Consider the following 15,863-nt stretch of genomic DNA (forward strand, 5'->3'; position numbering starts at 1 on the left):
TGGGTCGCTGCCCCCCGGGGGGGCCGTCGCGCCTTGGGGCGGCCCGGCGGCGCTCGACGCGCGTCCTGCCCCCGTCACTTCTTCGGCAGGATGTTCAGCTCCGCCTTCGTGGGCAGGAAGGAGCCGTTCCACACCGCGTCCGGATTGACGCGGGTCTTGGTGCCGAAGGCGTCGGAGACCTGCGAGGCCATCAGCGACAGGCGGGCCGGGACGATCTGGCCGAAGCCCTCGGCGCGGGCGTCCGGGCTGTTGACCACCTGGTCCAGCGCCATCTTCAGCCGCCGCGTCTCCAGCTCGGTGTTGATGATGCCGTCGCGCGCCTTCACGTCGGCGATGGCGGCCTCGGGCCTGGCCAGCACGTCCTTCACGCCCTTGGTGAAGGCCACCAGGAAGGCCTTCACTTCGGCCGGATGCTCCTTGAGGAACTTCGGGTTGACGATCACCACGTTGCCATACAGCTTCACGCCGTAGCTGGGGTAGGGCAGGATGACCACGTCCTCGGCCTTCACGCCGCGCGCTTCCAGGTTCAGCAGCGAGGTGAAGGTGAAGCCGGTGATGGCGTCCACGTCGCCGCGCGCCAGCATGGTCTCGCGCAGCGGCGGGTCCATCGAGATCCAGTTGACGGCGCCGATGCCGTTGGCCTTCTGGAAGATCGGGAAGGCGCGGCGGCCGGCATCGAACACCGGCGCCCCCATCTTCTTGCCGGCCAGGTCGGCCGGCTTCCTGATGCCGGACTTCTTCAGCGCCATCACCGACGCGGGCGTGTTGTTGTAGACCATCATCACGGCCACCGGCTTGTTGGGTGCGTCCGGGTTGTTGGCGTGGAATTCCATCAGCGCCGCCAGGTCGGCAAAGCCGATGTCGTAGGCGCCGGAGGCCACGCGAGTGACCGCGCCGCCCGAGCCGTTGCCGGCGTCGATGGTCACGTCCAGCCGGGCGTCCTTGAAGTAGCCCCGGGCCGCCGGTGTGAGGAACAGTGCCGCCGGGCCTTCGAAGCGCCAGTCCAGCTGGAACTTGATCGGCGTCTGGGCGTGGGCCGCGCCGGCGACAGCGGCGGCAAGAGCCAGGACCGCAGCGGCCCGGGCGAAAACTCGTTTGTTCATGAAAGCTCCGAAAGCAGGATAAGACTGGGCCGGCACAGCCAAAGCAAAAAGGGTGCCGCCGCCCCGGGCGGCGCCGCGCAGTTGCCATTTTCCGTGCGACTGGCGTCCGCTCCGCCCCGGAATTACCCCTTGCCCGGACCCCTGCGGAGGTAGGGTTTGTCTGACGCGGGTACGCGCCAACCGCGCATCGCTGGAGCGTTTGGCGACTACGCAGGCCCCCCGGACCGCCACCGATAGTTCATTCACCAGCCGCGACATGCGGCGGGTGGCCGGAGCGGAAAGCGACGGCCGCTATCAACACAATGCGCCGTTCGCGGCATTCAAGGAGTGCAACATGGGTCTGATTCTCTGGTTAATCGTAGGCGGTATCGTCGGCTGGCTGGCCAGCATGGTCATGAAGACGGATGGGCAGCAGGGCATCATCCTGAACGTGGTCGTGGGGATCGTTGGTGCCTTCATCGGCGGCTGGCTGATCTCGCCGCTGGTGGGCATGGGCACCATCAACTCCGGCTTCAGCATCGGCTCGGTCGTGGTGTCCCTGATCGGCGCCATCATCCTGCTGGCCATCGTCAACCTGTTCCGTCGCGGCCGCGTCCGCTAAGACAGCAAAACAAGAAATACGGGCTCACGCCCGACTCAGGGAGGGCACGAGGCGCTATCGACAAGATGGCACCCGTGCCTTTTTTTCATGGCTGCCGCAATCGCTACGATGGTGGCATGACAAGCCCGCTGAGCACCCTGGAAACCCCGGCGCTGCTGCTGGGCGAAACGCGGATGGACCGCAACATCGCCCGCATGCGCGACCGCCTCGCCGCGAGACCGCGCAACTGCTGGCAGCGCGGTCCGCGGCCGGGCAGCGGCTGGAGGTCCTGCTCGAGATCGACGCCGACGGCCACCGCTCGGGCGTCCAGCCCGATGCGCCGCAACTGGTGGACATCGGCCGGCTGCTCCAGGCTGCAGGCATCGCCGTCAAGGGCGTGATGACGCACGCCGGAGCGCCGTATGACTGCCGCTCGCCCGACGCCTTGCGCGCGATGGCGCAGCAGGAGCGCGCCGGCGCCGGCGAGGACACGCCAGGTGCGGGCGGGATGTACTTGCCGATGGTCTTGAACACCTGGCCGATGAAGCTGCCGGCGTCCAGTTGCCGCGCTGTCAGCGCAGGCCTGAGCGTCCGGCGCTCAGGCCAGCAGCTCGCGCAAGCTGCGCGCCACCACCTTGGTGGCCTTGCGCAGGTCGTCCAGCACCAGGTTCTCGTCGGCGCGCTTGGCGTTCGATTCCAGCACCGTGCGCGGCCCGGCGCCGTAGATCACGCCGGGAATGCCGGCCTCGCCGTACAGCCGCACGTCGGTGTACAGCGGCGTGCCCATGGCGGGGATGTCGACGCCGAACACCGCCTTGCCGTGCTTGCGGATCGCGTCGACCAGGGGCTTGTTGCCCGGCAGCGGCTTCATCGAATTGGCCAGCAGCAGCCGCCTGATCGTCACGCTGATGCCCGGCACCTGCGCCGCGGCCTCCTCGATCGCCTGGCGCAGGCCCGCCTCCACCACCGGCGGCTGCTCCTCGGGGATCATGCGGCGGTCCAGCTTGAAGACGACCTTGCCGGGCACGACGTTGGTGTTGGTGCCGCCTTCGATGCGGCCGACGTTCAGGTAGGGATGGGTGATGCCCGGCACCGCGGATGTCACCTTGCGGTACACCTCGTTGCGGGCGTACAGCATGTTCAGGATGTGGACCGCGCCCTGCAGCGCGTCGACGCCGGTGTGCGGGATGGCGGCGTGCGCCATCTTGCCGTGCACCGTCACTTCCAGCTGCAGGCAGCCGTTGTGTGCCGTCACCACCTCGTAGCTGAAACCGGCGGCGATCAGCAGGTCCGGCCGGGTCAGCTTGTTGCGCAGCAGCCAGCCGGGGCCCAGCTCGCCGCCGAATTCCTCGTCGTAGGTGAAGTGCAGTTCCACGCCGCCGTGCAGTTCGGCGCCCAGCGACTCCAGCGCCCGCACCGCGAAGGTGAAGCTGGCGAAATCCGACTTGCTCACCGCCGCGGCGCGGCCGTAGAGCCTGCCGTCCTCGATCTGCGCGCCATAGGGATCGTGGGTCCAGCCCTCGCCCGGCGGCACCACGTCGCCGTGGGCGTTCAGCGCGATGGTCCTGCCGCCGGCGCCATAGCGGCGGCGCACGATCAGGTTGGTGATCGACTCCATGCCGTAGGCCTGGACCTCGGCCGGCGGCACCGGGTGCTTCTCGGCCTCGAAGCCGAAGTCCTTGAGCAGGTCGGCGGTGCGCTCGGCGTGCGGCGCGTTGTCGCCGGGCGGCGTCGGCGTCGGCACGCGCACCAGCTCCTGCAGGAAGCGCACTTCCTCGTCGAAGTGGGCGTCCACCCAGGCGTCGAGCTTCTGGTCGTCGGTCATTGGATGTTGTCCAGCAGGTGCCCGAAGGCCTGCACCGCCAGCTCGATGTCGTCGCTGGTGGTGCTCTCGAGCGGGTTGTGGCTGATGCCGGAGTTCTGGCCGCGCACGAACAGCATGGCCTGCGGCATCACTTCGTGCAGCTTCATGGCGTCGTGGCCGGCGCCGCTGGGCATGCGGTGCAGCGGCACCGCCAGCGATTCCACCGCCGCTTCCCAACGCCGCTGCCAGCTTGGGTCGCTGGGCGCGGCGGCGGCGCGCATGGTTTCCTCCACGCTGAAGCGCAGGCCGCGGCGCTCGCAGATCGCCTTCAGTTCGGCCAGCACGTCGGCCACCAGGGCATCGCGCTGCGGGTCGTTGGGCGCCCGCAGGTCCAGCGTGAAGACGCAGCGCCCGGGCACCACGTTGGTCGAGCCGTTGGGCACCTGAAGAATGCCGATGGTGCCCACCGACGTGCCGTCCTGGCTGGCACGCTTCTCGACGTACAGCGCCAGTTCCGCGACGCCGACGGCGGCGTCGGCGCGCCGGTCCATCGGCGTGGTGCCGGCGTGGCTGGCCATGCCGATCACCTCGCACTGGTAGCGCACGCCGCCGTTGATCGAGGTGACGATGCCCAGCGGCAGGTCGATCTCCGACAGCACCGGGCCCTGCTCGATGTGGACCTCCACGAAACCCAGGTACTTCGTCGGGTCGCGCCTGAGCGACGGGATCTCCTGCGGGTTCAGCCCGGCGTGCAGCATCGCCTCGCGCATGCTGATGCCGTCGGCATCCTTCTGCTCCAGCCAGGCCGGATTGAACTGGCCGATCAGCGAGCCCGAGCCCAGGAAGGTGGCCTTGTAGCGCTGGCCTTCCTCTTCCGAGAAGCCGATCACCTCCAGGTCGAAGGGCAGCCGCCGGTGCTGGCGCGCCAGTTCCGCCACGCACGCCATCGGCACGAAGATGCCCAGCCGGCCGTCGTACTTGCCGCCGTTGCGCACCGTGTCGTAGTGCGAGCCGGTCATGAGCGTGCGGACCGTTCCGGCTGAGCCTGCCGAAGCCTGCGCGAGTCCTTCGACGGGCTCAGGGCGAATGGCAACATAGCGGCCGACCACGTTGCCCACCGCGTCGATCTTCACCTCGTCGAAGCCGCACTCCTTCATCGTGTCGGCGATCTGCCTGGCGGCGGCGCGGTGGGCATCGGTGAGATAGGTCACTGTCAGCTGGCCCTTCTCCCTGAAGCCGGGGTCGCTGTGCTGCGCCAGCGACTCGTGCCAGTCCCATACCCGATTGCCCAGCGCGGGCGCGACGCCGAGCTTGTCGTTCAGGCGCAGTTCCGCGATGCGGTGCACGTTGCGCAGCGCCTCGGCCAGCTCGAATTCCGGATGGTGGTCCAGCCGGCGCTCGAAGGTCTCGATGATCTGCGCGCGGGTCAGACCGGTGCCGCGCGGGCCGCGCACCGCCAGGATGAAGGGAAAGCCGAACCTGGCGTTGTAGGCGGCGTTCAGCTGCTGGATCCGGTCGAACTCCTGCGGCGTGCAATCGGCCAGGCCCGCCTTGCTTTGTTCACTGGTCGATTCGCTGGTGAGGCTCTTGCTCACCATCGCCTTGCCGGCCAGCTCGGGGTGGGCGCGCAGCAGGGCCAGCTGGCGCTCGCGGCCGGCCTGCGCGACGATGCGCGCCATCGCGTGCTTGAGGTGCGCCGGCGACCGGAACGGCCGCTGCGCCAGCGCCGCCTGCGCGATCCAGGGCGAATGCTCGTACAGGCCGTCGAGCAGGCTTGCGGCCTGCTCCGGCGGCGCGTTGTTGATCTGGTCCAGTGTCAGCGTCATGCCTCGGCCTCGAAGGGGTGAACTTGTTCCCAGTGACGAGCGATCTCGATGCGGCGGCAGATCCACACGCGCTCGTGCTTCTGCACGTGGTCCAGGAAGCGCTGCAGGGCGACGATCCGGCCCGGCCGTCCCAGCAGGCGGCAGTGCATGCCCACGCTCATCATCTTGGGCGCCGTCTCGCCCTCGGCATAGAGCGCGTCGAAGCTGTCGCGCAGGTAGGTGAAGAAATCGTCGGCCTGCGAGAAGCCCTGCGGCAGCGAGAAGCGCATGTCGTTGCAGTCCAGCGTGTACGGCACGACCAGGTGCGGCACGGTGGCGCCGTCGGTCTTCCGCACCTTCATCCAGAACGGCAGGTCGTCGCCGTAATAGTCGCTGTCGTATTCCAAGCCGCCATAGTCCGCCACCAGCCGGCGCGTGTTGGGGCTGTCGCGCCCGGTGTACCAGCCGGCGGGGCGCTCGCCGGTGAGCCGCTCGATCGCCTGCATGGCCAGGCGCATGTGCTCGCGCTCGGTGGCCTCGTCCATGCCCTGGTAGCTGATCCAGCGCCAGCCGTGGCAGGCGATCTCGTGGCCCAGTTCCCGGAACGCCGCTGTCACCTCCGGATGGCGCTGCAGTGCCATGGCGACGCCGAACACCGTCAGCGGCAGGCCGCGCCGCTCGAACTCGCGCAGGATGCGCCACACGCCCGCGCGCGCGCCGTACTCGTAGATGCTTTCCATGCTCAGGTGGCGGTCGGCGAAGGCCGGCGGGTTGAACATCTCGGAGAGGAACTGCTCGGAGCCGGCGTCGCCGTGCAGCACGCAGTTCTCGCCGCCTTCCTCGTAGTTGAGGACGAACTGCAGCGCGATCCGGGCCTGGCCCGGCCACTGCGCATGCGGCGGCTTGCGGCCGTAGCCCACGAGGTCGCGGGGATAGGAGGCTGTGCTGTCGTAGGGCATTTGTCTCTGGTCAGTTGGGGACAGAGCTACAGGTCTGTCCCGCAGGGTTTCACGTTAGCGCCATCGCCACGTCGTGGCTGGGCACCCTGCGGTCCAGGGCCAGGCTTTCTTCCACGTGCTGCAGGTGCTCGGTCATGAGCTGCACGGCCCGCTCCTCGTCGCGGGCGGCCAGCGCCTTGACGATCTGCGTGTGTTCTTCCTGCGAGTGCTCGGCGGCGCTGGCGCTCTGGTACATCAGGGTGATGAGGGAACAGCGGGAGGTGAGGTCCCGCAGGATCTGGGCCAGCACCTCGTTGCCGAGCAGCTGCGCCATCCGCACATGGAAGTCGCCCAGCAGCTCGTTGCGCGCCGCGGCGTCGTCGCGGGCCAGCGCCGCGCGCTCCTGCGCCACGTGCTCCTTGAGCGCCTTGATGCGCGCGGGCGTGCTGCCGCGCACGAAGGCGCGCGTCATCTCCGCTTCCAGCATGCGGCGCACCGCGAACACTTGGCGCGCTTCGTCGGTGGAGGGCGCGGCCACGAAGGCGCCGCGCGCCGGCTCCAGCGTCACCAGCCGGTTCTGCGCCAGCTGGAACAGCGCCTGCCGCACCAGGGTGCGCGAGACGCCGAAATGGTCCGCCAGCTTCTGTTCGGCCAGCTTGCTGCCTGGCTGCAGCCGGTGGTCGACGATGGCGCGGGTCAGCGCGTCGACGATCGATCGGGTGGTGGACGCTTCCATGGGACCGCATGATAGCCGCCGGCCCGCAAATTGTATACACTCGTGTGGACCAAACATACGAGGAGCCGGCCATGGGCCTGAGCACGCACGTCCTGGACACCATGCACGGCTGCCCGGCCGCCGGCATGCAGGTGGAGCTGTACACGCTGCAGGGCGAGCGGGCCACGCCGGTGAAGAAGCTGGTGCTCAATTCCGACGGCCGCACGCCCGACGGCCCGCTGTACAAGGACGGCGAACTGAAGAACGGCAGCTACCGGCTGGTGTTCGACGTCGCGGGGTATTTCAAGGCCAGGGGCGTGCAGCTGCCGGAGCCGAATTTCCTGGACCGCGTCAGCCTGGATTTCGGCGTCGCCGATGCCAGCCAGCACTACCACGTGCCGCTGCTGGTGAGCCCGTGGGCCTACTCCACCTACCGCGGGTCGTGATTGCCGTGCCTGTCATGCCGCCCGGGATGACGCCGCGGCGCTGCGCGGCGCCGGCGTCAGTCCTGGCCCTCGGTCAGGGTGTCGAGCTGGAACTGGCCGCTCTTGTGCCACAGCCAGGTGTCGGTCCAGACCACCTTGCCCATCCGGGCCGGTGCCGGGTAGGGCGCGGCGGCGCGGACGGTGCGCTCGATCTCGGCGACCACTTCGGGCGCGTGCGAAGGCTTGCGCATCCAGTGCATGCCGTGCACCTGGCCCCTGGCGTCCAGGTCCACCTGCAGCGTGCCGATCGCGTACAGCAGGGGCGGCAGCCGGCCCTTCCAGATGCGGTCCTTGTTCAGGCCATAGACGTGGCTGGCGGCGTCGGCGCGGTAGGCGCGGGCGGTGGCCGCGCCCGAAGCGCGCACGCCGGTGACGGCGGTGGCGCCCGACTGGACGACCTCGGCCGGAACGTTGGCCGGGTTCGGCACCACGGCCGGCGGCGTCGCAGCAGTGGCGGCCGGCGGCTGGGCCGGGACCGGCGGGGATCCGCATCCGGGCAACAGGGTGGTGGCGGCGCCGGCCGCCGCGGCCAGCGCCAGCCGCCAGCGTTCAAGAATTCGGGTCATCGATGTCTCCTGGGACTGCCTTGCCGTCCGCTGAGCTTACAACGGCGCGGCGCATCCTGCGATCCCGCCGGCGGCCGGGGATTCCCCTCGAGCGGGTATTCGCCTTCATGACGCGCGAAACGCTGGATCTTGTCACGGCGCGGCTGGCCGGCGAGGACGCGCTGCTGGTGCGGGTGGACGCCTGGCAAGGTTCGGTGCCGCGCGAGACCGGCGCCTGGATGGCGGTGTTCGCCGGCGATGTGCTGGGCACGGTGGGCGGCGGGCATCTCGAACTGCAGGCGATCGCCGAGGCGCGGCGGCGGCTGGCGGGCGGCAGCGGCGAGCCCGTGCTGCGCTATCCGCTCGGCCCCAGCCTGGGCCAGTGCTGCGGCGGCGTGATGCACCTGTCGTTCGAGCGGGTCGGCGCGGCGGATGCGCCGGCCCTGGCCGGGCGGCTGGCGCAGCCGCGCATCCCGGTGGCGCTGTTCGGCGGCGGCCATGTCGGCCGTGCGCTGGTCGGCGCGCTGGGGCCGCTGCCCTTCGCCGTGCGCTGGATCGACAGCCGCGACGAGATCTTTCCGGCAGAACTGCCGGCCAACGTGGCGTCCGAGCACTCGGACCCGGTGCAGGCGGCGGTGGCCGACCTCGCGGCCGGCAGCCATGTGCTGGTCATGAGCTTCAGCCACGCCGAGGACCTGGACATCGTGGCCGCCTGCCTGCTGCGCCAGCGCGCGCTGGGGGACCTGCCCTTCATCGGCCTGATCGGCAGCAAGACCAAGTGGGCCACCTTCCGCCACCGGCTGGAGCAGCGCTCGTTCTCCAAGCAGGAACTGGGGCAGGTCACCTGCCCGATCGGACTGGCGGGCATCAAGGGCAAGCAGCCCGAGGTGATCGCGGTCAGCGTCGCGGCACAGCTCTTGCAGCTGCGCGCCTGGGAAACACCCGAACACTAATCCCCGAAGAAGAAACCATGGAAAGTTACTTGCTGGACTGGGCCAACCTGCTGCTGCGATGGCTGCACGTGATCACCGCCATCGCCTGGATCGGCTCCTCGTTCTATTTCGTGTTCCTGGATTCCAGCCTGACGCCGCCGGTGGACGAGGACCTCAAGCGCCAGGGCGTGAGCGGCGAGCTGTGGGCGGTGCACGGCGGCGGCTTCTACCATCCGGTGAAGTTCGCAGTGCGGCCGCCGGTGCTGCCGGGCCACCTGCACTGGTTCTACTGGGAGGCGTACTCCACCTGGCTCTCGGGTTTCGCGCTGTTCACCGTCAGCTACCTGTGGAACGCGGGCAGCTACCTGATCGACCGCAACCTGATGGACTGGTCGCCGGGCGCGGCGATCGGCGTGGCCGTGTCCTTCCTGGTCGTGTTCTGGATCCTGTACGACGCGGTCTGCCAGCTGTTCGGGCAGAAGAAGAACGGCGACGCGATCGTCGGCGCGCTGGTGCTGCTGCTGGTGTGCGTCGCCGCCTGGCTGGCCTGCCGCTGGTTCCCGGGCCGCGCCGCCTTCCTGCTGGTGGGCGCGATGATCGCCACCAGCATGAGCGCCAACGTGCTGTTCTGGATCATCCCGGGCCAGCGCAAGGTGGTGGCGGCGATCAAGGCCGGCGAGCCGGTGGACCCGGTGCACGGCTTTCGCGGCAAGCAGCGCAGCGTGCACAACACCTACTTCACGCTGCCGGTGCTGTTCGCGATGCTGTCCAACCACTACAGCTTCACCTACGGCGGCGCCCACAACTGGGTGGTGCTGGTGCTGATGATGTTCGCCGGCGCCGCCATCCGCCAGTTCTTCGTCATGCGGCACGGCTGGAAGCTGGGACGCAACCGGCATCCGCTGCCGTACGCGCTGGTCGGCGTGGCGGTGATCGTCGCCGTGATCGTCTGGCTCAAGCCCGATGCCTCCGCTGCGGCCCCGGTGGCCCGGGCGGCCGGCTATCCCGAGGTGCGCCAGGTGCTGGAGCAGCGCTGCTACATGTGCCACGGCGAGCAGGTGCAGATGAAGAACGTGCGGCTGGATTCGCCCGAGGGGTTGAAGGCCCACGCGCAGGCCGTCTACCAGCAGGCGGTCGTCGCCAAGACGATGCCGCTGAACAACGCCACCCACATCACCGATGCGGAGCGGGCGGTGATCGGCCAGTGGTTTGCCGCCGGCGCCAAGGCGCCCTAGGGCTGCGCGCTGCGCTCCAGCCGCTCGCGGTCCGGCACGGTGATGCGGCGGCCCTGCACCTGCAGCAGCCCCGCAGCGACCAGCTCGTGCAGCACGCGCGAGAAGTGTTCGGGGCTCAGGTTCAGGTGCGAGGCGATCGCCGCCTTGGCCGCCGGCAAGGTGACGGCGCCCGCGCCGGGGCCGCGTCCCGCGCTGCGCAGCAGGTAGTCGATCAGGCGCGCACGGGCGCTGCCCGTCGATTGCCGGTCCAGCTCGTTCACCAGCGATTCCACCCGCTGGCTCAGGCTGGCGATGATGCGGCGCGCGAACAGCGGGCTGCGCTCGATCTCGTCAAACACGGCCTGCTTGGGCAGATGCAGCACCAGCGAGTCGGCAGCGGCTTCGGCGTCGACCACTGCCGGCTTTTCCAGGAACATCACCGGCTCGCCGAAGCTGCGGCCGGCGCCGACCACGCCGGTCAGCCGCTCGCCGCGCGCCGGGCTGCGCGCGACCAGGCGGATCTCGCCGTAGACCACCACGTACATGCCGGTCGGCTGGTCGCCCTTGGCAAACAGCCGTTCACCGCGCCTGAGCGGCCGCCGGGTGGTGGCCTGCGCCAGCCGGGTCAGTGCAGCAGCGTCGAGCGCCTTGAACAGCGGCAGCGCGGCGAGGAAGGCCTGCGGGGCGATCTCGGCGCGTGCCATGCCGCCTCACTCCTGCAGCGAGACCAGCGCCGGATCGTCGGCGTGCTCGACCAGCATGCAACGTACCCAGTCCTGCCAGCCCGTGGCAAAGGCCGCGCGCACAGCCTGGTCCGCGTCCGGCGCCAGCGCGGCCTGCATCAGCTGGGCGAGCGCCGGCGGTCGCGCAACCGCCTGCGGATGGTGGGAAACCTCGACGCTGCGCCCGGTGTCCAGCCGGGTGACGCGCAGCTCGCCGCGCATCGGCTGGCCGAACGCCAGCAGGTTGCGGCGGCCGTGGCGGCCGGCCAGGCCCTGGAAGCCGCCGGGCCCGGCCGCGCCGGTGACCAGGCCGGCGATGCTGGCGATCACGCCTGTCACGCCCGACTCCTGCGGCTCGCGCAGCTCGACCCGCATCTCGCCGCGGCGCGGAATGTCCGTGGGATAGAGGTGTGCCAGCGCCGCCCGCGTCATCAGCCACGCGCCGGCCACAGTGGGGCAGGAGTGCCCCGCCAGCTTGACTGCGTCGACGTAACGGTAGTGCAGGCAGCCGCCGGCAGCGGCACCCAGCGTGTCGGCCAGCGCGTCGCGCACGATGATGGACGGCACATCGGCGTAGAACGACGGCAGCTCCATGGCCGGCGGCGCCGCGGCGACATCAGTGGCCGACATGGATCGGCCTGAAGCCAGGGTGCTCAAAGTGCTCTCCATAGCTGTTGAGTGCAGCCGCCACCAGGACCAGGCCTTGCCCGGGGCGCACGGCCGGTGTCCTGCCCTTCATGGCCTCGGTGCCGGCGCCGATCTCGCCGATCACCAGGTGCAGCATCGCGTCGGCCTGCGGCTCGAGCTTGCAGTTGGCGACGATGCCGCCGATCTCGGTCTCGATCCGGTCCGCCAGCGCAGTGGCTTGCGCGGGCTGCAGCTTGCCTGCGTGCGCGGCGCCGAGCTGCGGTTCGACCAGGGTGCGGATGCGCGCCATGCCGCCGCGCAGCGGCGCGTCGGTGGACCATTTGCGGCCGTGGTCCAGTGCCAGCCCGGCGGGCGCGGCGCCGCCGTGCGCATGCGGCGCCCCCTGGCTGGCGCCGGCGGCCAGCACCGGCGGGCTGGCCACGGCGCAGGCGGCGATGACGGCAAGCATGCTGGCCAGCGTGTGAAGTTTCAGCGATTTCATCCTCGATCTCCCGGGAAGGCGGCGGGCGACCATCGCCTGCCTGCCATGTTAGGGACCGGGTCCGGCGGGTCGTTCAAACCTGCTGCGGCAGGCTTAACAAAGATCAAGAAACGCCTCAGGACGCCACGAAGGCGCGGGCGTCGGCCGGGCCGGGCGGGCGGATCACGATGGGGCTGTCCATGGCTGGCATCACTGTAGCTTTTTGCCGGCGCCCTGAGGAAGACACCAATGGCCGGAATGAGCGGCGGCTGACCAGAATGGCCGATCAATCCAAGGAGACGCTGCATGAAGGTCGGTATCAAGACATTGCTGGGCGTGCTGTGCCTGCTGGCCGCGCCGGTGGCGGCGCTGGCGCAGGCCTGCCCCGAGAAGAACCTGCAGTACTGGCAGGCCTTCCCGCCGGGCGGCGAGTCCGACGTCTCGGCGCGCCACCAGCAGCTGCTGCTCAAGAAGAAGTGCCCCGCCATCGAGACCATCGTCCAGTACCGGGCCGGCGCCGGCGGCGGCCTGCTGTGGGCGCAGATGAACAACATGCCCGGCGACGGCCTGAACGTGATGGGCATCAACCTGCCGCACATCGTGTTCCAGCCGCTGGAAGGCGAGGTGCAGTACAAGACCGCCGACGTCACGCCGGTGTTCTGGTTCCACTACACGCCCGACATCCTGGTGGTCCCGGCCTCCAGCCCGATCAAGACCTTCGCGGAGTTCGTCGCCGCCGCCAGGAAGGAGCCGGGCAAGATGAACCTGGGCGGCTCCGGGCGCAACTCGGCCAACCACGCAGCGCACGAGCGGCTGGACGCCGCCTTCGGCATCAAGAGCACCTACATCCCGTACAAGGGCACCGGCGACATGGCGCTGGCCGTGATCGGCGGCCAGATCGACGGCGCCGTCACCTATGTGCCCTTCGCGCTGGCCAACCGGGGCTCGGTGCGGCCGCTGGCGGTGGCGATGGAGCGGCGCCATCCGCTGATGCCGGACGTGCCCACCTTCAAGGAGCTGGGCGTGGACTGGGTGGACGGCGCCTACCGCGGCATCGGCGTGCCCAAGTCGACGCCGCCCGAGACCCGCAAGCGGCTGTCGGAGCTGTTCCTGGCGCTGAACAACGACCCGGAGATGAAGGAGCTGGCGGCCAAGAACGGCTTCGAGCTGATCAACATCGGCCTGCCGGAGATGGACGCCTTCATGAAGGAGCGCATCCGCGTGTACACCGAGGGCGCGAAGATGCTGGGGCTGGGGAAGAAATGAGCAGCCTGGCATGCCGGACTCGATCCGGCATCCAGGCGCTGGCGCGCCATCCGAAGACCGTCGACCAGCAGGAAGCACGCTTCCTCGATCGACGCTATTTGCACTCCTGCGTGTGATCCCGGCTCGAGGCCGGGACGACAGATGCCGGCGCGTCGGTGACAGCGCGCATGCCGGGCCCGCCTTAGAATCGGCTCGCCAGCCTTCACCGGCTGGCAGCGTTCTCAGGGCGGGGTGCAATTCCCCACCGGCGGTATCTGCAGCGATGCAGGAGCCCGCGAGCGCCCCGGCGGTGTGCAAGCGCGGCCGGGGGTCAGCAGACCTGGTGCGATGCCAGGGCCGACGGTCACAGTCCGGATGAAAGAGAAACGCGGCCTCCTGCGTGTCCGTGCGTCGTCGCGGCCCGCCGGCGTTCGCGCACGCGCCCTGATTCTGGAAAACCGTCAGCTGGAACGACACCATGAATCAGACTGTCTCCCCCTCGTTTCCCGCCGGCAGCGCGCACCGCGTGCGCATCGCCGTCATCTGCTCGTCCTGGCACCAGGACATCGTCTACCGGGCGCGCGATGCGGCGCTGGCCGAGTTCGAGCGCGGCGGCCTGCCGCCGGGCCGGGTCGACCTGTTCGACGTGCCGGGCGCCTTCGAGATTCCGCTGTGCGCGAAGAAGCTGGCGCGCAGCCGGCGCTACGACGCGATCGTCGCCTGCGGGCTGGTCGTCAACGGCGGCATCTACCGGCACGAGTTCGTCAGCGCCGCGGTGATCGACGGCCTGATGCGTGTGCAGATCGACACCGAGGTGCCGGTGCTGTCGGCGGTGCTGACGCCGCGCGACTTCCACGAGCACGAGGACCACCTGCAGTTCTTCAGCCAGCACTTCGTCAAGAAGGGCACGGAAGTGGCGCGCGCCTGCCTGGCCACCGTGGCGCTGCACCGCGAGCTGGACGCGACGGCGCAGGCCTAGGAGCGCGCCGCCGCTGGCGGCACAATGGCCGGATGACAGCGCCCGACCCCCGCACCCAGCCCCGCCAGTTCCTCGAATCGCTGTACCGCGCCGCCGTGCAGCGCGCACTGCCGCTGCACAACACGGCGGCCTGGCTGCCCAGGCCGCCGAAGGGCCGCACCATCGTGGTCGGCGCCGGCAAGGCCGGCGGCTCGATGGCGCAGGCGGTGGAAGCGCTGTGGCCGGCCGACGCGCCGCTGCAAGGGCTGGTGGTCACGCGCTACGGCCACATTCCGCCGCGGCCGGCCGGGCTGGCGCAGCGCATCGAGCTGGTCGAGGCCTCGCATCCGGTGCCCGATGCCGCCGGCCTGCAGGCGTCCACGCGCATCCTGCAGATGGTCCACGGCCTGACGGCCGACGACCTGGTGCTGTGCCTGATCTCCGGCGGCGGCTCGGCCCTGCTGACGCTGCCGGCCGAAGGCCTGTCGCTGCAGGACAAGCAGGGCATCAACCGCGCGCTGCTGGAAAGCGGCGCCAGCATCTCCGAGATGAACTGCGTGCGCAAGCACCTGTCGCGGATCAAGGGCGGCCGGCTGGCGGCCGCCTGCGCGCCGGCCCAGGTCGTCACGCTGACCATCAGCGACGTGCCGGGCGACGACCCGTCGATCATCGCCAGCGGCCCCACGGTGCCGGATGCGAGCAGCTGCGCCGACGCGGTCGCCATCCTGCAGCGGTACGGCATCGGCGTGCCGGGCGCGATCATGAGCCTGCTGGAGCAGGGCGCACTGGAAACGCCCAAGCCGGGCGATCCGCTGTTCGCCGGCCACGCGGTGCACCTGATCGCCACGCCGCAGCAGTCGCTGGAAGCGGCGGCCGCCGCAGCGCGGGCCGCGGGCCTGGAGGCGCACATTCTCAGCGACGAGATCGAGGGCGAATCGCGCGAGGTGGCCAAGGTGCATGCGGCGCTGGCTCGCGCGGTGGCGCGCCGCGGCGCGCCGTTCGCGCGGCCCTGCGTGATCCTGTCGGGCGGCGAGACCACGGTGACGGTGAAGAAGCAGCCGCAAGGATCGCCGCGCGGCCGCGGCGAGCATGCCGACGTCCCCCGCGGCCGCGGGGGACGGGCCGGCGAGTTCTGCCTGGGGCTGGCCCAGGCGCTGCAGGGCCAGCCGCGGGTGTGGGCACTGGCGGCGGACACCGACGGCATCGACGGCGTGGAGGACAACGCCGGCGCCTTCGTCGGTCCCGACACGCTGCAGCGCGCCGCGGCGCAGGGGCTGAAGGAATCGGCCTTCCTGGACCGCAACGATTCGTACGGCTACTTCGCCGCCCTGGGCGACCTGGTGGTCACCGGGCCGACCCACACCAATGTCAACGACTTCCGGGCCATGCTGGTCCTGTAGGAGAAAGCCATGACGGAAAATTTTGCGCAGTTCGAAGCGCGGCTGAAGGCGCAGGGCTTCGACGAGGTGCTGGAGCGCAAGTGGGAGCCGGGCCAGGTGGTGGCCACGCATACCCATCCCTTCGACGCCAGCGCCGTGGTGGTGCAGGGCGAGATGTGGCTGACGGTGGGCGAGGCAACGCAGCACATCCCGGCCGGCGGGACCTTCGCGCTGGCGCGCGCGACGCCGCATGCCGAGCGCTATGGCAGCGAAGGCGCCACCTACTGGGTGGGGCGGCGCGGCTGACGGCCGCGTCATCCCTTGCCTTCG

The 15,863-nt window shown here is 70.1% G+C and carries 17 protein-coding genes, 2 pseudogenes and 1 riboswitch; of the genes and pseudogenes, 9 read left to right on the forward strand and 10 right to left on the reverse strand.

The annotated features are described in order from the left end of the window. Positions 1-74: 74 nt before the first annotated feature. Positions 75-1,103, reverse strand: a complete 1,029-nt coding sequence (locus ACFPOE_RS05375; RefSeq protein ID WP_376848992.1) for an ABC transporter substrate-binding protein — start codon at positions 1,101-1,103, stop codon at positions 75-77. Positions 1,104-1,437: 334 nt separating this feature from the next. Between ACFPOE_RS05375 and ACFPOE_RS05380 the strand changes: the two genes are divergently transcribed. Further along, entirely contained in the window at positions 1,438-1,704 is a 267-nt protein-coding gene (locus tag ACFPOE_RS05380) for a GlsB/YeaQ/YmgE family stress response membrane protein (protein ID WP_376849061.1), read from the forward strand. Between the two features lie 277 nt (positions 1,705-1,981). Beyond that, positions 1,982-2,044, forward strand: a pseudogene (locus ACFPOE_RS05385) (hypothetical protein); the annotation flags it as partial. Between the two features lie 116 nt (positions 2,045-2,160). On the opposite strand, the pseudogene ACFPOE_RS05390 reads toward ACFPOE_RS05385, so the two are convergent. The 5 genes and pseudogenes from ACFPOE_RS05390 to ACFPOE_RS05410 all read right to left on the reverse strand — a co-directional run. Then, positions 2,161-2,246 (reverse strand): annotated as a pseudogene (locus tag ACFPOE_RS05390) (SAM-dependent methyltransferase); the annotation flags it as partial. A 35-nt stretch (positions 2,247-2,281) separates the two neighbouring features. Further along, a complete protein-coding gene (locus ACFPOE_RS05395; RefSeq protein ID WP_376848993.1) occupies positions 2,282-3,508 on the reverse strand; it encodes a M20 family metallopeptidase in 1,227 nt (408 codons plus the stop codon). Continuing rightward, positions 3,505-5,313, reverse strand: a complete 1,809-nt coding sequence (gene uraD / locus ACFPOE_RS05400; RefSeq protein ID WP_376848994.1) for a 2-oxo-4-hydroxy-4-carboxy-5-ureidoimidazoline decarboxylase — start codon at positions 5,311-5,313, stop codon at positions 3,505-3,507. Before uraD ends, ACFPOE_RS05395 begins: the two co-directional genes overlap by 4 nt. After that, entirely contained in the window at positions 5,310-6,251 is a 942-nt protein-coding gene (gene puuE, locus ACFPOE_RS05405) for an allantoinase PuuE (RefSeq protein ID WP_376848995.1), read from the reverse strand. The genes uraD and puuE overlap by 4 nt, the downstream gene beginning before the upstream one ends. Positions 6,252-6,300: 49 nt before the next feature. After that, a complete protein-coding gene (locus tag ACFPOE_RS05410; protein ID WP_376848996.1) occupies positions 6,301-6,966 on the reverse strand; it encodes a GntR family transcriptional regulator in 666 nt (221 codons plus the stop codon). Positions 6,967-7,037: 71 nt separating this feature from the next. Between ACFPOE_RS05410 and uraH the strand changes: the two genes are divergently transcribed. Further along, positions 7,038-7,391 carry a hydroxyisourate hydrolase gene (gene uraH / locus ACFPOE_RS05415; RefSeq protein ID WP_376848997.1) on the forward strand — a complete coding sequence of 118 codons (354 nt, stop codon included), beginning with the start codon at positions 7,038-7,040 and terminating at the stop codon, positions 7,389-7,391. A 56-nt stretch (positions 7,392-7,447) separates the two neighbouring features. On the opposite strand, the gene ACFPOE_RS05420 is transcribed toward uraH, so the two are convergent. Continuing rightward, positions 7,448-7,996, reverse strand: a complete 549-nt coding sequence (locus ACFPOE_RS05420; protein ID WP_376848998.1) for a hypothetical protein — start codon at positions 7,994-7,996, stop codon at positions 7,448-7,450. A gap of 107 nt (positions 7,997-8,103) precedes the next feature. Between ACFPOE_RS05420 and xdhC the strand changes: the two genes are divergently transcribed. Together xdhC and ACFPOE_RS05430 are read left to right on the forward strand one after the other, a co-directional pair. After that, positions 8,104-8,928 (forward strand): xanthine dehydrogenase accessory protein XdhC, encoded by an 825-nt coding sequence (gene xdhC / locus ACFPOE_RS05425; RefSeq protein WP_376848999.1) that lies wholly within the window; start codon positions 8,104-8,106, stop codon positions 8,926-8,928. 17 nt (positions 8,929-8,945) lie between these two features. Continuing rightward, positions 8,946-10,142 carry a urate hydroxylase PuuD gene (locus ACFPOE_RS05430; protein ID WP_376849000.1) on the forward strand — a complete coding sequence of 399 codons (1,197 nt, stop codon included), beginning with the start codon at positions 8,946-8,948 and terminating at the stop codon, positions 10,140-10,142. On the opposite strand, the gene ACFPOE_RS05435 is transcribed toward ACFPOE_RS05430, so the two are convergent. Genes ACFPOE_RS05435 through ACFPOE_RS05445 form a run of 3 tightly spaced genes read right to left on the reverse strand, consistent with a single transcriptional unit; the run spans position 10,139 to position 11,972 of the window. After that, positions 10,139-10,825, reverse strand: a complete 687-nt coding sequence (locus tag ACFPOE_RS05435; RefSeq protein ID WP_376849001.1) for a Crp/Fnr family transcriptional regulator — start codon at positions 10,823-10,825, stop codon at positions 10,139-10,141. The two genes, ACFPOE_RS05430 and ACFPOE_RS05435, sit on opposite strands and share 4 nt — an antisense overlap. 6 nt (positions 10,826-10,831) lie before the next feature. Continuing rightward, the gene (locus tag ACFPOE_RS05440) at positions 10,832-11,473 is read right to left on the reverse strand and encodes a hypothetical protein (RefSeq protein ID WP_376849002.1); all 642 of its coding nucleotides are present in this window, start codon (positions 11,471-11,473) and stop codon (positions 10,832-10,834) included. Next, positions 11,460-11,972, reverse strand: a complete 513-nt coding sequence (locus tag ACFPOE_RS05445) for a hypothetical protein (protein WP_376849003.1) — start codon at positions 11,970-11,972, stop codon at positions 11,460-11,462. The genes ACFPOE_RS05440 and ACFPOE_RS05445 overlap by 14 nt, the downstream gene beginning before the upstream one ends. Positions 11,973-12,257: 285 nt before the next feature. Here ACFPOE_RS05445 and ACFPOE_RS05450 point away from each other — a divergent pair, with 285 nt between their 5' ends. The 4 genes from ACFPOE_RS05450 (at position 12,258) to ACFPOE_RS05465 (ending at position 15,839) form a co-directional block, all read left to right on the forward strand. Next, positions 12,258-13,217 carry a tripartite tricarboxylate transporter substrate binding protein gene (locus ACFPOE_RS05450; protein ID WP_376849004.1) on the forward strand — a complete coding sequence of 320 codons (960 nt, stop codon included), beginning with the start codon at positions 12,258-12,260 and terminating at the stop codon, positions 13,215-13,217. 213 nt (positions 13,218-13,430) lie between these two features. Continuing rightward, positions 13,431-13,588: riboswitch (FMN riboswitch) on the forward strand. Between the two features lie 86 nt (positions 13,589-13,674). Next, entirely contained in the window at positions 13,675-14,175 is a 501-nt protein-coding gene (locus ACFPOE_RS05455; protein ID WP_376849005.1) for a 6,7-dimethyl-8-ribityllumazine synthase, read from the forward strand. Between the two features lie 32 nt (positions 14,176-14,207). After that, a complete protein-coding gene (locus ACFPOE_RS05460; RefSeq protein WP_376849006.1) occupies positions 14,208-15,554 on the forward strand; it encodes a glycerate kinase type-2 family protein in 1,347 nt (448 codons plus the stop codon). Between the two features lie 9 nt (positions 15,555-15,563). Continuing rightward, positions 15,564-15,839, forward strand: coding sequence for a cupin domain-containing protein (locus ACFPOE_RS05465; RefSeq protein WP_376849007.1), 276 nt, complete (start codon positions 15,564-15,566; stop codon positions 15,837-15,839). Positions 15,840-15,863: the final 24 nt, after the last annotated feature.

The organism is Caenimonas terrae (assembly GCF_042655405.1).
Lineage (GTDB): Bacteria > Pseudomonadota > Gammaproteobacteria > Burkholderiales > Burkholderiaceae_C > Ramlibacter > Ramlibacter terrae_A.

Bases quoted from the DNA above. Each gene is read 5' to 3' on its own strand.
- ACFPOE_RS05375 (WP_376848992.1), bottom strand. From the start codon at position 1,103: ATGAACAAACGAGTTTTCGCCCGGGCCGCTGCGGTCCTGGCTCTTGCC.
- ACFPOE_RS05380 (WP_376849061.1), top strand. From the start codon at position 1,438: ATGGGTCTGATTCTCTGGTTAATCGTAGGCGGTATCGTCGGCTGGCTG.
- ACFPOE_RS05395 (WP_376848993.1), bottom strand. From the start codon at position 3,508: ATGACCGACGACCAGAAGCTCGACGCCTGGGTGGACGCCCACTTCGAC.
- uraD (WP_376848994.1), bottom strand. From the start codon at position 5,313: ATGACGCTGACACTGGACCAGATCAACAACGCGCCGCCGGAGCAGGCC.
- puuE (WP_376848995.1), bottom strand. From the start codon at position 6,251: ATGCCCTACGACAGCACAGCCTCCTATCCCCGCGACCTCGTGGGCTAC.
- ACFPOE_RS05410 (WP_376848996.1), bottom strand. From the start codon at position 6,966: ATGGAAGCGTCCACCACCCGATCGATCGTCGACGCGCTGACCCGCGCC.
- uraH (WP_376848997.1), top strand. From the start codon at position 7,038: ATGGGCCTGAGCACGCACGTCCTGGACACCATGCACGGCTGCCCGGCC.
- ACFPOE_RS05420 (WP_376848998.1), bottom strand. From the start codon at position 7,996: ATGACCCGAATTCTTGAACGCTGGCGGCTGGCGCTGGCCGCGGCGGCC.
- xdhC (WP_376848999.1), top strand. From the start codon at position 8,104: ATGACGCGCGAAACGCTGGATCTTGTCACGGCGCGGCTGGCCGGCGAG.
- ACFPOE_RS05430 (WP_376849000.1), top strand. From the start codon at position 8,946: ATGGAAAGTTACTTGCTGGACTGGGCCAACCTGCTGCTGCGATGGCTG.
- ACFPOE_RS05435 (WP_376849001.1), bottom strand. From the start codon at position 10,825: ATGGCACGCGCCGAGATCGCCCCGCAGGCCTTCCTCGCCGCGCTGCCG.
- ACFPOE_RS05440 (WP_376849002.1), bottom strand. From the start codon at position 11,473: ATGTCGGCCACTGATGTCGCCGCGGCGCCGCCGGCCATGGAGCTGCCG.
- ACFPOE_RS05445 (WP_376849003.1), bottom strand. From the start codon at position 11,972: ATGAAATCGCTGAAACTTCACACGCTGGCCAGCATGCTTGCCGTCATC.
- ACFPOE_RS05450 (WP_376849004.1), top strand. From the start codon at position 12,258: ATGAAGGTCGGTATCAAGACATTGCTGGGCGTGCTGTGCCTGCTGGCC.
- ACFPOE_RS05455 (WP_376849005.1), top strand. From the start codon at position 13,675: ATGAATCAGACTGTCTCCCCCTCGTTTCCCGCCGGCAGCGCGCACCGC.
- ACFPOE_RS05460 (WP_376849006.1), top strand. From the start codon at position 14,208: ATGACAGCGCCCGACCCCCGCACCCAGCCCCGCCAGTTCCTCGAATCG.
- ACFPOE_RS05465 (WP_376849007.1), top strand. From the start codon at position 15,564: ATGACGGAAAATTTTGCGCAGTTCGAAGCGCGGCTGAAGGCGCAGGGC.